Origin of the sequence: Blastococcus saxobsidens (assembly GCF_002938435.1) — a bacterium.
Taxonomy (GTDB): domain Bacteria; phylum Actinomycetota; class Actinomycetes; order Mycobacteriales; family Geodermatophilaceae; genus Blastococcus; species Blastococcus saxobsidens.
This window is the reverse complement of sequence record NZ_POQT01000007.1, coordinates 75,424-89,681: the sequence shown is the minus strand read 5'-3', so window position 1 is coordinate 89,681 and position 14,258 is coordinate 75,424. Positions and strand designations below refer to the sequence as shown.

Below are 14,258 nucleotides of genomic sequence, written 5' to 3'. Positions count from 1 at the left end.
GACATGTCGATCTTCCTCAACGAGAACAGCAAGGTCATCGTCCAGGGCATGACCGGCTCCGAGGGCAGCAAGCACACCTCGCGCATGCTCGCCTCGGGCACCGCGATCGTCGGTGGCGTGAACCCCCGCAAGGCCGGCACCAGCGTGGACTTCGACGGCACCAGCGTGCCGGTGTTCGGCGGCGTCGCCGACGCCATGAAGGAGACCGGCGCCGACGTCAGCGTCATCTTCGTGCCGCCGCCGTTCGCGAAGGCCGCCGTCATCGAGGCGGTCGACGCGGGCATCGGGCTCGCCGTCGTCATCACCGAGGGCATCCCGGTGCACGACTCGACCTACTTCTGGGCGCACGCCCAGGGCGGCTCGACGCGCATCATCGGCCCGAACTGCCCCGGCCTGATCAGCCCCGGACGCAGCAACGCCGGCATCATCCCGGCCAACATCACCAAGCAGGGCAAGATCGGTCTGGTGTCGAAGTCGGGCACGCTGACCTACCAGATGATGTACGAGCTGCGGGACATCGGTTTCTCCACCGCGATCGGCATCGGTGGTGACCCGGTCATCGGCACCACGCACATCGACGCCCTGCAGGCCTTCCAGGACGACCCGGAGACCGAGGCCATCGTGATGATCGGTGAGATCGGTGGCGACGCCGAGGAGCGGGCCGCCGACTTCGTCAAGGCCAACGTCACCAAGCCGGTCGTCGGCTACGTCGCCGGCTTCACCGCGCCCGAGGGCAAGACGATGGGCCACGCCGGTGCCATCGTCTCCGGCTCCGCCGGTACCGCCCAGGCGAAGAAGGAAGCCCTCGAGGCCGCCGGCGTGCGCGTGGGCAAGACGCCGTCGGAGACCGCGAGGCTCATGCGGGAGATCGTCGGCGCCTGAGTGGTCGGCCCCTCGGGCCTGCTCCAGCACGTTCTCAGCTGCCCGGCGACCGCATCCGCGGTCGCCGGGCAGCGCTGTTCCCGGCCCACGCCGCCGCGGGCCGGGCGCGCCGTTTGCGGGCGCGCACCCGCGACGGCCACGATCATCGGGCACCAGTCCCGTCCGGAGGAGATCCCGTGACCGCCAGCCAGCCACCGCACCCACCCGAGGGTGGCCAGCCACCGAGCGGCGGTCAGCCGCCCCACGGGCAGGAGGCGCCCGGCGGTGGGTCGGGCCCCGGTCAGCCAGGTCCCGGTGCGCCCGGTCCCGGAGCGCCTGCTCCCGGTGCGCCCGGACACGGCCCCGCCGGTCAGCACCACGGGCAACCGCCGTACGGGCAGCCGGGCCAGCAGCAGCCGCCCTATGGCCAGCAGTACGGCCAGCCGCAGTACGGCCAGCCGCCCTACGGGCAGGGCGGCTACGGCCAGCCGCCCTATGGCCAGCAGTACGGCCAGCCGCAGTACGGCCAGCCGCCGTACGGCCAGGGCGGCTACGGGCAGCCGGCCTACGGCCTGCCACCGTACGGGCAGCCGGGGTACCCCCAGTACGGGCAGCAGCCGTACGGTCAGCCCGGGTACGCGCCCGGGTACGGGCAGCCCCCGTTCGGCGGGGGCCCCGGCCCCTACGGCCGGACGCCCGGTCCCGGGGCGGAGTTCTCGGTGGACCTCAAGCGCATCCGCCCCCTGGACCACGTGTTCGCCGGCGGAACCCTGCTCTTCCTGCTGCTGGGCCTGCTGCCGTGGTGGCGCTTCGGTGACGACACGTTCGGGGTGACCTTCAGCGGGTTCGACGACGGCAAGGTCGTGTCGGCCGCGGTGCTGTTCGTGCTCGCCGCCATCTGGGCCCTGCTGCCCGGCTTCGTGAAGGCGACGGTCAGCTTCCCGCGGTCCTCCCTCACCGTCGGGCTGGCCGCGCTGGGGCTGGTCCTCACGCTCTTCGCCTGGTTGGACACGCTGCAGTACGACTTCTCGTCCTGGGCGTTGCTCGGCTTCCTGACCGCGCTCGCGCTCACGGCCGTCGCCGTGCTGACCCTCCGCCGCGAGATGCGGGAGCGGCCGCCCAGGCCGAGCGCAGCCACCGCCGGTCCCTACTGGGGCGGGCCCCCAGGAGCCGGGCAGGCCTATCCGTACGGCTATCACGGTCCCCCGGCCGGACCGCAGTACCCGCAGGGCCAGCCGTACGCCGCGGACGCCGGGACCCCGCCGTGGCAGCAACCGTCCGGTTCCGGTGCGCAGCACCAGGAGCCGGGCGCGCAGCAGCCCGGGCACGGCGGACCACAGCCGGGGCAGCAGCCCGCGCCGGGTGGGTCCACCGCCTCGGGGGCTGCGGAGGGTGAGCGTCCGAGCACGGAGAACTGAGCTCCCCGGACGGGTCGCGGCGTCCCGGCGAGTGCGCCACGGATGGGCGCGTCCCCCTTGCGAAAGTGGAGGGGTGGTTGCCCTGCTCGCACGACTGCCCTTCCGGCGGCATGACGGGGAGGCCTCCGGGTCGGTCCCGCCCGGACTCTTCGCCGTCGCCGCCGCGGTGGCCGTCACGGTCGTCGGGCTCCTGGGACTCGGGCTCGCCGTGGTCGTCGTCCAGACCCTGGACCCCGACGGCGGCATGTCCACCGGCGCGTCCGCCGTGCTCGCTGCCCGCCTCTGGCTGCTGGCCCAGGGCGGCGAGCTCGCGCTGCTCTCCGGGCCGCTCGTCCTGGCCCCGCTGCTCCTGACGGGGCTGCTGGCGTGGGGGCTGTCGTGGGCCGGGCGGGTGTCGGTGCGGGCGCTCGACGACGACGCCGGCGTCCGGCAGGTGCTGCGGGCGGCGGCCCTCGTCGTGGTCGTGCACGTGCTGCTGAGCGTGCTGGTCGCGATGGTCGCCGGCGGCGAGGGCGCGGGACTCGGCTGGACCCGCACCCTGCTCGGCTGCCTCGTGCTGGCCGTGCTCGCCGTCGGCTGGGGGGCCAGGCGCGACTCGGGCCTCGTCGACGCCGCCCTGGACCGGCTCCCCGGCGTGGTGCGTCCGGTGCTGCGCGGCTTGCTCGCGGGGCTGTTCACCGCGTTCGCCCTCGGCGCGGCGGTCGTCGGGATCGCTCTCGCCAGCGACGCCGGTGGCTACGCGGCGATCTCCGGGACGCTCGGCGGGGCCGGTGCCGGTGCGGTCGGGCTGCTCGGTCTCGGGGCGCTGCTGCTCCCCAACGCCGTCGTCGCGGTCCTGGGGCTGGCGGCCGGACCCGGCTTCTACGTCGGCAGCGGAACGCTGGTGTCGGTGCACGGGGTGACCCTCGGTGCGGTCCCGGCCCTGCCGCTGCTCGCCGCGCTCCCGGACACCCAGGCGGTGCCGCTGGTCGCGTTCGCCTCCCAGGTCGTCCCCGCCGTGGCCGGTCTGGTGGCCGGGCTCACGGCGGGCCGCTGGTTCGGCGACGCCGACGGCGGATCGGTCATCGCCGGGCTGGCCGGGCTGCTCACCGGATCGCTGCTGGGAGTGGCCGTCGGCGTGCTGGCCTGGGCGGGCGGCGGCAGCCTCGGCGACGGCGCGCTCGCCGTGGTGGGGGCGCCGCCCGTGGCGACGGGCATCGCCGTCGCCGCCCAGGCCGGCATCGCCGCGGCCCTGGCCGCCGCGGTGTCCCGCTGGCGCGCCCTGGGCTGAAAGAGGCCCCGTCGCCCCCCACCGCTCGCCGGCTCGCTGCGGGCCCCTGCGAGGGGGCCGTGGGACCGGGACCTCTACTGTCGAGCGCGTGCCCGCCGCCGACGAGCCTGCCGAGCGGGCCCGCGTCGTCGTCCTGCTGTCGGGCGCCGGTTCGCTGCTCGCGGCGCTGCTCGCGGCGACCGACGCACCCGGCTACCCGGCCGAGGTCGTCGCGGTGGGCGCCGATCGCGACGCCCCCGGGCTCGAGCACGCCCGCCGCCGCGGCCTTCCCACGTTCGTCTGCGCGCTCGGGGAGCTGACCGACCGGGCCGCGTGGGACCGGGCGCTGGCCGAGCGGATCGCCGCGTTCGAACCCGATCTGGTGGTGTCGGCCGGTTTCATGAAGATCGTCGGGCCGGCGGTGCTCGAGGCGTTCGAGGGGCGGCTGATCAACACCCACCCGGCGCTGCTGCCGCTGTTCCCCGGTGCCCACGCGGTGCGGGACGCCCTGGAGGCCGGCGCCGGCGTGACCGGATCGACCGTGCACCTGGTCGACGCGGGCGTCGACACCGGGCCGGTGCTGGCGCAGCGCGAGGTGCCGGTGCTGGCCGGCGACGACGAGGCCACCCTGCACGAACGGATCAAGGACGTGGAGCGCGAGCTCCTGGTGGAGACGGTGGCGGAGTTCGTCACCCGGGACCGATGAGGAAGAACCCCAGATGAGCGACCGCAGCCCCATCCGCCGCGCCCTGCTGGGCGTCTACGACAAGACCGGCGTCGAGGAGCTCGCCCGCGGTCTGGCCGCCGCCGGCGTCGAGCTGGTCAGCACCGGGGCCACGGCCCGCCGCATCGCCGAGGCCGGGGTGCCGGTCACGCCGGTGGAGCAGGTGACCGGTTTCCCCGAGTGCCTCGACGGCCGGGTGAAGACGCTGCACCCCGCCGTGCACGCCGGCATCCTGGCCGACCGGCGCAGGCCCGAGCACGTCGCCCAGCTCGAGGAGCTGGGGGTCGCCGCCTTCGACCTCGTCGTCGTGAACCTCTACCCGTTCACCGAGACGGTCGCCTCGGGTGCCTCGCCGGACGAGTGCGTCGAGCAGATCGACATCGGCGGCCCCGCGATGGTCCGCGCCGCGGCGAAGAACCACCCGTCGGTGGCCGTCGTCGTCGACCCAGCGCGCTACGACGACGTCCTGGCCGCCGTCTCCGCCGGTGGGTTCACGCTGACCGAGCGGCAGGAGCTCGCCGCCGCGGCGTTCCGGCACACCGCGAGCTACGACATCGCCGTCGCCTCGTGGATGGGCAACGTGCTCACCAGCGACGACGACAGCGGCTTCCCGGCCTGGGCGGGCGCCGGCTGGGAGCGGGCCGAGGTGCTGCGCTACGGCGAGAACCCGCACCAGCAGGCCGCCCTCTACCGCGGCCTGCAGCCCGGGCTGGCGCACGCCGAGCAGCTGCACGGCAAGGCGATGTCCTACAACAACTACGTCGACACCGACGCCGCCTGGCGGGCCGCGCACGACCACGACGAGCCGGCCGTCGCAATCATCAAGCACGCCAATCCGTGCGGGATCGCCGCCGGCGCCGACATCGCCGCCGCCCACCGCAAGGCGCACGCCTGCGACCCGCTGTCGGCCTTCGGTGGCGTCATCGCCGCCAACCGCGAGGTCGACCTGACGATGGCCGAGCAGGTGGCCGAGGTGTTCACCGAGGTCGTCGTCGCGCCGTCGTTCACCGAGGACGCGCTGCGGGTGCTGACGGCGAAGAAGAACGTCCGCCTGCTGCGGCTGCCGCACCTGCCGGGGACGGGCGCGGAGATGCGCCCGATCGGTGGTGGGCTGCTGCTGCAGACCGTCGACCGCATCGACGCCGCCGGCGACGACCCGACCACCTGGACCCTCGCCACCGGCGAGCCCCTGGACGCCGCCGGCCTGGACGACCTCGTCTTCGCCTGGCGGGCGGTGCGGGCCGTGAAGAGCAACGCGATCCTGCTGGCCCACGACCGCGCAACGGTCGGGGTCGGCATGGGGCAGGTCAACCGCGTGGACTCCGCGCGGCTGGCCGTCGCGCGGGCGGGGGAGCGGGCCGCCGGATCGGTCGCCGCCTCCGACGCGTTCTTCCCCTTCGCCGACGGGCTGCAGGTGCTGCTGGACGCGGGTGTCCGCGCCGTCGTCCAGCCCGGCGGGTCCGTCCGTGACGAGGAGGTCGTCGCCGCGGCAGCGGCCGCCGGCGCATCGCTGTACCTGACCGGCACCCGCCACTTCGCCCATTGATCAGCTCGCGGCCGCACGTGGGCCCTCCCGGGGCGGGCAGCGAGATCGAGGGCGAGGACTTCGCCCGGGTGGACTGGTGGGGCTCCGAGCTCGACGGCGTCACCTTCATCGGCTGCCGGTTCGACGACGCCGGGCTGGAGGAGCTGGTCACCCGGCGCTGCGTGTTCCAGGACTGCGTCCTGACCGGCGTCCGCATGGCCGGGGCGCGGCACTCCGGCACCGCGTTCCTGTCCTGCCGGTTCGACCGGGCGAAGCTCATCGACGTCACCTGGGACGGCTGCAAGCTCACCGGCTCGCAGTTCCCCGGCGCCCACATGCGCCCGATGACCGCGACCGAGTGCGACTGGAGCTACGCCGCGATGCGCGGCGTCGACCTGTCCGGGCTGGACCTCTCCCGCCAGCGGTTCCGGGAGGCCGACCTGACCGACGCCGACCTGCGCGAGTGCGACCTCACCGGTGCCTCCCTCGACCGGGCCCGGCTGCAGGGGACGAAGCTGCGCGGCGCCGACCTGCGCGGGGCGTCCACCGACGAGGTCAACTGGCGCGCGTTCGAGCTCACCGGCGTGCGTCTGGACCTGGCCCAGGCAGTGCAGTTCACCCGGTCGCACGGCGCGTTCGTCGGCGACTGAGCGGCCCGGTCAGCCCGTGGGCGGCTCGGTGCCGTAGCGGGGGCCGGCCACCAGCGCCTTCAGCGCGCCGAGCAGACCCAGGACGGCGACGGCGATCGCGCACCAGAAGCCGGGGCGGAACGAGCCGAGGTCCCAGCCGGCCGCCACCAGGGGCACGAGCACCGCCGCCGTCACGCCGGCGCTGACCAGCAGCGCCAGCAGACCGAGCAGCCGGTGCGTGCGCGCGGGCGCGAACATCAGCAGGCCGAGCACCAGCAGCATCGCGCCGCCGAGCACGATGACCAGCGGCTGCCACAGCCCGGTGCCCACCAGGTCGCCCAGCTCGCCGAAGGCGCGCCCCACCCACTCCAGCCCGTTGGCGTCGTCGTCGGCCAGCCAGCGCAGCAGGAGGCTCGCGCCCGCGGTGATCCCGGCGAGGACCAGGAGGACGCCGGCGAGGGCGTCGGGACGGCGGAACACCACCCGCTCCGTCGCCCAGGACGGCGCCGTCGCGTCGTCCGCCGCCGGGTGCGCACCGGCCGCGGAGGCACCCGCGACCGGGAACGCCCGCGTGGTGGGTTCCTGCTGGCGCTCGGTCATCGAGTCACACCTCCGGTGCGTCTGCCGCAGCGGGCGGAGATCCGCCCGGCCCCGAGCCTAGAACCGGAACACCGCTGTGCGCGCTCCTCCGGCAGACTGTCGGTGTGCCCGCGACGACTCTGGACGGCAAGGCGACCGCGGCGGCGATCCGCACCGAGCTCACCGAGCGGGTGGCTGCGCTCGCCGCGGCCGGCCACCGGCCCGGGCTGGGGACGCTGCTGGTCGGCGACGACCCCGGCAGCCGCTGGTACGTGAACGCCAAGCACTCCGACTGCGCCCAGGTCGGCATCGCCAGCATCCAGCGCGAGCTGCCCGCCGACGCGAGCGAGCAGGACGTGCTGGACGTCGTCGCCGAGCTCAACGCCGATCCGGCGTGCACCGGCTACATCGTCCAGCTGCCGCTGCCCCGGCACATCGACGAGGCCGCCGTCCTGGAGGCGATGGACCCGGCCAAGGACGCCGACGGCCTGCACCCGGTGAACCTCGGCCGGCTGGTGCTGGGCGTGCCGGGCCCGCTGCCGTGCACGCCCGTCGGGATCGTGGAGCTGCTGCGCCGCCACGACGTCCCGCTCGCCGGCGCCGAGGTCGTGGTGATCGGGCGCGGCATCACCGTGGGGCGGCCCCTCGGGCTGCTGCTGACCCGGCGGTCGGAGAACGCGACGGTGACCCTCTGCCACACCGGCACCCGCGACGTCGCCGAGCACGTGCGCCGGGCCGACGTCGTGGTGGCGGCCGCCGGGGTCCCGGGGCTGGTCACCGCGGACATGGTCAAGCCGGGCGCCGCGGTCCTCGACGTGGGCGTCAGCCGGGTCGACGGGAAGATCGCCGGCGACGTCGCCCCGGACGTCGTCGACGTCGCCGGCCACGTGGCGCCGAACCCCGGGGGAGTGGGACCGATGACCCGGGCGATGCTGCTGCGAAACGTGGTGCTCGCGGCCGAGCAGGCGGCCGCCGTCGAGGCGCAGCCGGTCTGACCGTGACCCGCCCGCCGCTCTACGTCCGCCGGCCCTTCCTGGCCGGCGTGATCCGCCAGCTCCCGCTGCTCGCTGTGCTGCTCGCGGTCGGGGCCGGGCTGCTGCTGGTCACCTTCGAGCACTGGCGGATCGGCCTGGTCGTCGTCGGCCTCTCGCTGGTCGGCGCCGCGCTGCTCCGGCTGCTCCTCCCGGCACGGCAGGTCGGGTTCCTGGCCGTGCGCGGCCGGGCCGTCGACGTCGTCCTGCTCGCCGGCGTCGGGCTCGCGCTCACCGGCGTCGCGCTGGCGGTGCCGGGCACGTGAGGACGCCCAGGGCAGCGGTCGGCGACGGTGGGGGCTAGGTTGGCGGCCATGGCAGCGCAGCCCAGAAGCGGCAAGGTGACCGTCGTCGGCGCCGGGTTCTACGGCTCCACCACCGCCCTCCGACTCGCGGAGTACGACGTCTTCGAGACCGTCGTCCTCACCGACATCGTCGAGGGCAAGCCCGAGGGCCTGGCCCTCGACATGAACCAGTCACGCCCCATCGAGGGCTTCGAGACCCGGGTGGTGGGTGTCGGCGGCGGCTCCTACGAGGGCACCGAGAAGTCCGACGTCGTCGTCGTCACCGCCGGGCTGCCCCGGAAGCCGGGCATGAGCCGCATGGACCTGATCGAGACCAACGCCGGGATCGTCCGCCAGGTCTCGGAGAACATCGCGAAGACCTCGCCCGACGCCGTCGTCGTCGTCGTCTCCAACCCGCTCGACGAGATGACCGCGCTGGCCCAGATCGCCACCGGCTTCCCGCACCAGCGGGTGATGGGTCAGGCCGGGATGCTCGACACCGCGCGCTTCTCCACCTTCGTGGCCGAGGAGGTCGGCGTGCCGGTCGCCTCCGTGCGCACGCTGACCCTCGGCTCGCACGGCGACACGATGGTCCCGGTGCCCTCGCGCTGCACCGTCGACGGCAGGCCGCTGTCCGACGTGCTCCCCGCCGACCGCATCGAGCACCTGGTCCAGCGCACCCGCAACGGGGGCGCAGAGGTGGTCGCCCTGCTCAAGACAGGGTCGGCCTACTACGCTCCGTCCGCCGCCGCCGCCCGCATGGCACGGGCGGTCATGGAGGACTCCGGCGCCGTGATGCCGGTGTGCACCTGGGTGGACGGTGAGTACGGCATCTCCGGGGTGTACCTGGGGGTGGAGGCCGAGATCGGCCGCGGGGGCGTGAAGCGCGTCGTCGAGAGCGACCTGTCGGAGGACGAACTGGCAGGCCTGCGCGAGGCGGCCGAAGCGGTGCGCGCCAAGCAGGCCGACGTAGCCGACCTCTGAAAAAGGACCCCTCTGCCCCCCACCGCTCGCACGCTCGCGGCGGGGCCCTGCAGCGGGGCCACGACAGCAACAAGGAGAACGCGTGAGCAAGATCAAGGTCGAGGGCACCGTCGTCGAGCTCGACGGCGACGAGATGACCCGGATCATCTGGCAGTTCATCAAGGACCAGCTGATCCTCCCGTACCTCGACGTCAACCTCGAGTACTACGACCTCGGCATCGAGAAGCGCGACGAGACCGACGACCAGATCACCGTCGACGCCGCCAACGCCATCAAGAAGCACGGCGTGGGCGTCAAGTGCGCCACCATCACCCCCGACGAGGCGCGCGTCGAGGAGTTCGGCCTGAAGAAGATGTGGCGGTCCCCGAACGGGACGATCCGCAACATCCTCGGCGGCGTCATCTTCCGCGAGCCGATCATCATGCAGAACGTGCCGCGGCTGGTGCCCGGCTGGACCAAGCCGATCGTCGTCGGCCGTCACGCGTTCGGTGACCAGTACCGGGCGACCGACTTCAAGTTCCCCGGTGAGGGGACGCTGACGATCACCTTCCAGCCCAAGGACGGCGGCGAGCCGATCCAGCACGAGGTCTTCCAGTCGCCCGGTGGCGGCGTCGCCATGGCGATGTACAACCTCGACGACTCGATCCGCGACTTCGCCCGGGCCTCGATGAACTACGGCCTGCAGCGCGGGTACCCGGTCTACCTGTCCACCAAGAACACGATCCTCAAGGCCTACGACGGCCGGTTCAAGGACCTGTTCCAGGAGGTCTTCGAGGCCGAGTTCAAGGACCAGTTCGACGCCGCCGGCATCACCTACGAGCACCGGCTGATCGACGACATGGTCGCCGCGTCCCTCAAGTGGGAGGGCGGTTACGTCTGGGCCTGCAAGAACTACGACGGCGACGTCCAGTCCGACACCGTCGCTCAGGGTTTCGGCTCGCTGGGCCTGATGACCTCGGTGCTCATGAGCCCCGACGGCCGCACGGTCGAGGCCGAGGCCGCCCACGGCACGGTCACCCGCCACTTCCGGCAGCACCAGCAGGGCAAGGAGACGTCGACCAACCCGATCGCGTCGATCTTCGCCTGGACCCGGGGCCTGGCCCACCGCGGCAAGCTTGACAACACCCCCGACGTGACCCGCTTCGCCGAGATTCTGGAGCGGGTCTGCATCGAGACCGTCGAGAGCGGTCAGATGACCAAGGACCTGGCGCTGCTGATCTCCAAGGACGCCCCGTGGCTGACCACCCAGGACTTCCTGGCGGCCATCGACAGCAACCTGCAGAAGGCCATGGCCTGAAAGAGGACCCCGTCCCTCTCACCCCTCGCACGCTCGGGGTGAGCCTCCGGACGGGGCCACGCGGCCTCCTCACCCCCGTGGTGAGGAGGCCGTCGTGCGTCCGGGGCCCGTCCGCCGGCGGCCGTCCCGGTGCGCTGTTGGACGCCTCGTGCGGTGAACGAGGGCTCCGCGTGGTCCCGTAGAGCCCTGGTTCAGCGCACATGGGGCCTGTGGACGGCGTGCGCGTGAACCCGGCCGCGCACGGCATCCTGCGGACGTGCCTGCGCCCCGTCGTCCCGAGCCCCTCGTCGGGCGGGTCTTCCGGGGCGCGGATGCGGTGGCCGCCGGCCTGCTGACGCGGGATTCGCTCCGTTCGTCGGCCTGGCGTCGTCTCTACCGGGACGTCTACGCCGACGCCGGCCTGCCGATGACCTTCGATCTCCGCGTCTCCGGGGCCTCGTTGCTCGTCCCGTCGGCCGGGGTCTTCAGCGGGCGCACGGCGGCGTACCTGCACGGTGCCCGGGAGCTGGTGGACGCCAGTGGACCGGTCGAGGTGACCGTGCCGCCGGACGTGCGGTTCGGTCCCGTGGCCGGCCTGCGCATCCGCCGGGTGCCCCTGCCCGAGTCGGACGTCGTGGTCGTGCGTGGTCGTCGGTGCACCACCGGCGTGCGCACGGCCCTGGACATCGCTCGGGTGGAGCCGCTCGTCGAGGGCGTGATCGCCCTCGACGTCCTCCTCGCTCGGGTGGTCGCCGGTCGCGGGGAACTGGCGGAAGCTGCACGGGCTATGGGGCAGGCCCGAGGTGCACGCCGTGCGCAGCGAGCGGTCGGCATGGCGGATCCGCGTTCGGAGAGCCAGCCGGAGACGCGGCTGAGGGTCCTCTTGGCCCTCGCCGGGCTGGTCGCCACTCCACAGCACACGATCCGGAACGCGGCGGGGGACTTCGTGGCCCGCGTCGACCTGGCCTTCGTCGAGCAGCGGGTGGCGATCGAGTACGACGGCGCCTGGCACGCCGAACCCGGTCAGTTCGCCGAGGACCGGCGTCGGCTCAACCGGTTGGTGGAGGCAGGCTGGACGGTCCTGCACGTCACGCCGCCGACCTGCGGGACCCGGAGGCGCTCATCGCCCGCGTCCGTGGCCTGCTCGACGACCTCGTGCGCGGAAGTAGGGCCCTGGAGGACGACGCAGGGCCCTACCTCGGCGCGCAAGGCCGCAAGGGTGCTCGTCGAGCGGCGGCCGGGTCTGTCAGCCGAAGATTTGGGTCCACCAGGGGCCGCCGGCGCCGTCGGCGACGCCGACCCCGAGCGACCGCAGGTCGCAGTCGAGGATGTTGGCGCGGTGCCCGGGGCTGTCCATCCACGAGGCCATGACGCCGGCCGCGTCCTGCTGCCCGCGGGCGATGTTCTCGGCCCGGGCGGTGACCCCCGCGGCGGCGGCCCGCTGGAACGGGTCCTGCCCGGCGAGGTTCACGTGGGCGAAGAAGCCCCGGTCGCGCATGTCCGCGCTGTGCGCACGGGCGACGGCGGCCAGGCCCGGGTCGGCCACGAGGGCGCCGCACCCGGCGTCGGCGCGCGCCGCGTTCACCAGCGACAGGACCTCGGCCTCGTCGCCGAGGGCCGCGGGGGTGACGACGGCAGCGGGAGCAGGGGCGGGCGCCGGGGCGGCGGGCGGGGTCTCGCGCGGCGTGGTGGCGGCCGCCGACGGGCTGGGGGACGTCGTGGGCGCGTCGGCCGGCGTGCGGGGCGCGGTCACCTCGGGAGCGGGCGCGGGCTCCTCGACGGGAGCCGGTTCCGGGGCCGCGGCCGACGGGGCCGGCCCCGTGCCGGGCGTCGTCGTCGACGGCAGCGGCTGCTCGGGGAAGACGGAGGTGGACGACTCCGCCGAGGACCGGCCGGCCGACGAGGCCGACGACGCGGGCGACGAGGACGACGAGGACGACGACGACGAACCGGCCGACGGGTCCAGCGAGAGCACCTCCGGCACGTTGACGGTCACCGGCACGGCGAGCAGGACCGCGGTGACCGCCACGGTCGCGACGGCACCCAGGGCGACGCGGCGGCCGGAGAGGCGGAGGAGCAGCCAGATCCGCCGGACGGCGGCGGAGAGGCGGACGGACAGCGGGGGACCGGCGGGCCGGTGGTGCATGTGGATCCTCAGAACGATCACGATCTGTTATCAATCCGAGACTAATCGTGCGCGAGCGGTTGCGGTAGTCCCGAATTCGAGTCCCTCGACGCGGCCGCCGGGGGACTCGCCCGCCCGACGTGTCGCACGGACCGGGCACCATGGACCCGTCCGTCCCGCCCCAACACCCCCCGAGGAGCACGCCGCCGGTGAGCGACGTATGGCTCAACATCGTCATGGTCATCGCGTTCGTGCTGGTCGGCGGCGTGTTCGCCGGAGCCGAGATCGCCCTGGTCTCCCTGCGCGAGTCGCAGGTCCGCGCGATGGGCGAGCAGGGCGGACGCCGCGGCCTGGCGGTGCAGAAGCTGCTCAAGGACCCCAACCAGTTCCTGGCCGCCGTCCAGGTCGGCGTCACGCTGGCCGGGTTCTTCTCCGCTGCGTTCGGTGCCAGCACGCTGTCGGCCCCGCTGGCCGACTGGATGCAGACCCGCGGGCTGAGCGAGGGCCTGTCCGGCACGCTGGCGCTGGTGCTGGTCACGATCGCGATCAGCTACGTGTCCCTGGTGGTCGGGGAGCTCACGCCCAAGCGCCTGGCGCTGCAGCGCGCCGAGGGCTTCGCCCTCCTCGTCGCCGCGCCGCTCAACGCCATCGCGAAGCTGTCCCGGCCCGTCATCTGGCTGCTCTCGAAGTCGACCAACGGCCTCGTCCGGCTGGTCGGCGCCGACCCGAAGGCCAGCGGTGAGGCCATCAGCCAGGAGGAGCTGCGCGACCTGGTGGCCGCGCACGAGTCGCTCAGCAGCGACGAGCGCCGGCTCATCGACGAGGTCTTCCGCGCCGGTGAGCGCGAGGTCCGCGAGGTCATGACCCCCCGCACGGAGGTCCAGTTCCTGGATGCCTCCATGACGGCCAGCCGCGCGGCGAAGCTGGTCGCGGAGTCCAACTGGTCGCGGTTCCCGGTCGCGGGCCGGGACCAGGACGACGTCCTGGGCTTCGTGCACGTCCGCGATCTCTTCCTGCCCAACCACCCGGCCGGCCGTGCCGCGACCGTCGGCGACCTGGCCCGCGAGGTGAAGCGGCTGCCGGGCACTGCAGGCGTGCTCACCGTGCTCAGCGAGATGCGCCGGGAGAACCAGCACCTGGCCATCGTCGTCGACGAGTACGGCGGCACCGACGGCATCGTCACCCTCGAGGACCTCATCGAGGAGGTCATCGGGGAGATCTACGACGAGTACGACGAGGAGGTCGAGCCCGATGCCAAGCAGTCACCCGACGCGCCGCGGGAGGTCGACGGCCTGCTGAACCTCGACGACTTCACCGAGGCCACCGGGCTCCAGCTGCCCGAGGGCCCCTACGAGACGGCGGCCGGGTTCGTGCTTGCCGAGCTCGGCCGGCTGCCCGAGGTGGGCGACGCGGTCGAGGTCGAGGGCCGCCGGCTGGAGGTCCTGGAGCTCGACGGACGACGGATCGCCCGCCTGCGGGTGAGCCCGCCGCCCGCTCCGGTGCCCGACGACGAGGACGGCGTCACGACCGCGAGCTGAGGCCCAGCCCCCCGGGCATGGGAAGCGATACATGC

Annotated in this window: 13 protein-coding genes; 11 read left to right on the top strand and 2 right to left on the bottom strand. The window is 73.9% G+C overall.

Annotated features, from left to right (window positions below; translation table 11 throughout):
- Positions 1–3 precede the first annotated feature (3 nt).
- The 6 genes from sucD (at position 4) to C5507_RS06340 (ending at position 6,427) form a co-directional block, all read left to right on the top strand.
- Positions 4–882 carry a succinate--CoA ligase subunit alpha gene (gene sucD, locus C5507_RS06365; protein ID WP_104527688.1) on the top strand — a complete coding sequence of 293 codons (879 nt, stop codon included), beginning with the start codon at positions 4–6 and terminating at the stop codon, positions 880–882.
- A gap of 176 nt (positions 883–1,058) precedes the next feature.
- Positions 1,059–2,279, top strand: a complete 1,221-nt coding sequence (locus tag C5507_RS22795) for a hypothetical protein (RefSeq protein ID WP_207225837.1) — start codon at positions 1,059–1,061, stop codon at positions 2,277–2,279.
- Between the two features lie 73 nt (positions 2,280–2,352).
- Complete coding sequence (locus tag C5507_RS06355) at positions 2,353–3,549, top strand: cell division protein PerM (protein ID WP_104527687.1); 1,197 nt, start codon at positions 2,353–2,355, stop codon at positions 3,547–3,549.
- An 88-nt stretch (positions 3,550–3,637) separates the two neighbouring features.
- Positions 3,638–4,234 carry a phosphoribosylglycinamide formyltransferase gene (purN, locus tag C5507_RS06350; protein ID WP_104527686.1) on the top strand — a complete coding sequence of 199 codons (597 nt, stop codon included), beginning with the start codon at positions 3,638–3,640 and terminating at the stop codon, positions 4,232–4,234.
- Between the two features lie 13 nt (positions 4,235–4,247).
- The gene (gene purH, locus C5507_RS06345; RefSeq protein ID WP_104527685.1) at positions 4,248–5,798 is read left to right on the top strand and encodes a bifunctional phosphoribosylaminoimidazolecarboxamide formyltransferase/IMP cyclohydrolase; all 1,551 of its coding nucleotides are present in this window, start codon (positions 4,248–4,250) and stop codon (positions 5,796–5,798) included.
- Positions 5,795–6,427, top strand: coding sequence for a pentapeptide repeat-containing protein (locus C5507_RS06340; RefSeq protein WP_104527684.1), 633 nt, complete (start codon positions 5,795–5,797; stop codon positions 6,425–6,427). The genes purH and C5507_RS06340 overlap by 4 nt, the downstream gene beginning before the upstream one ends.
- Positions 6,428–6,436: 9 nt before the next feature.
- On the opposite strand, the gene C5507_RS06335 is transcribed toward C5507_RS06340, so the two are convergent.
- Positions 6,437–7,006, bottom strand: coding sequence for a hypothetical protein (locus C5507_RS06335; protein ID WP_242611162.1), 570 nt, complete (start codon positions 7,004–7,006; stop codon positions 6,437–6,439).
- 104 nt (positions 7,007–7,110) lie between these two features.
- On the opposite strand from C5507_RS06335, the gene C5507_RS06330 reads away from it, so the two are divergent.
- From C5507_RS06330 to C5507_RS06315, 4 genes are all read left to right on the top strand, one after another.
- Positions 7,111–7,980: a bifunctional methylenetetrahydrofolate dehydrogenase/methenyltetrahydrofolate cyclohydrolase gene (locus tag C5507_RS06330; protein WP_104527683.1), complete on the top strand. Its 870-nt coding sequence runs from the start codon at positions 7,111–7,113 to the stop codon at positions 7,978–7,980.
- A 2-nt stretch (positions 7,981–7,982) separates the two neighbouring features.
- Positions 7,983–8,282, top strand: a complete 300-nt coding sequence (locus C5507_RS06325) for a DUF3017 domain-containing protein (protein ID WP_104527682.1) — start codon at positions 7,983–7,985, stop codon at positions 8,280–8,282.
- Positions 8,283–8,330: 48 nt separating this feature from the next.
- Entirely contained in the window at positions 8,331–9,284 is a 954-nt protein-coding gene (gene mdh / locus C5507_RS06320; protein WP_104527681.1) for a malate dehydrogenase, read from the top strand.
- 82 nt (positions 9,285–9,366) lie between these two features.
- Positions 9,367–10,581 carry an NADP-dependent isocitrate dehydrogenase gene (locus tag C5507_RS06315; RefSeq protein WP_104527680.1) on the top strand — a complete coding sequence of 405 codons (1,215 nt, stop codon included), beginning with the start codon at positions 9,367–9,369 and terminating at the stop codon, positions 10,579–10,581.
- Between the two features lie 1,225 nt (positions 10,582–11,806).
- Here the strand turns inward: C5507_RS06315 and C5507_RS06300 are convergent.
- The gene (locus tag C5507_RS06300; RefSeq protein ID WP_104527677.1) at positions 11,807–12,706 is read right to left on the bottom strand and encodes a CAP domain-containing protein; all 900 of its coding nucleotides are present in this window, start codon (positions 12,704–12,706) and stop codon (positions 11,807–11,809) included.
- Positions 12,707–12,894: 188 nt separating this feature from the next.
- Between C5507_RS06300 and C5507_RS06295 the strand changes: the two genes are divergently transcribed.
- Entirely contained in the window at positions 12,895–14,223 is a 1,329-nt protein-coding gene (locus C5507_RS06295) for a hemolysin family protein (protein WP_104527676.1), read from the top strand.
- Positions 14,224–14,258 lie beyond the last annotated feature (35 nt).

Coding starts and splice junctions, on each gene's coding strand:
- mdh (WP_104527681.1), top strand. CDS start 8,331: ATGGCAGCGCAGCCCAGAAGCGGCAAGGTGACCGTCGTCGGCGCCGGG.
- C5507_RS06335 (WP_242611162.1), bottom strand. CDS start 7,006: ATGACCGAGCGCCAGCAGGAACCCACCACGCGGGCGTTCCCGGTCGCG.
- sucD (WP_104527688.1), top strand. CDS start 4: ATGTCGATCTTCCTCAACGAGAACAGCAAGGTCATCGTCCAGGGCATG.
- purH (WP_104527685.1), top strand. CDS start 4,248: ATGAGCGACCGCAGCCCCATCCGCCGCGCCCTGCTGGGCGTCTACGAC.
- C5507_RS06300 (WP_104527677.1), bottom strand. CDS start 12,706: ATGCACCACCGGCCCGCCGGTCCCCCGCTGTCCGTCCGCCTCTCCGCC.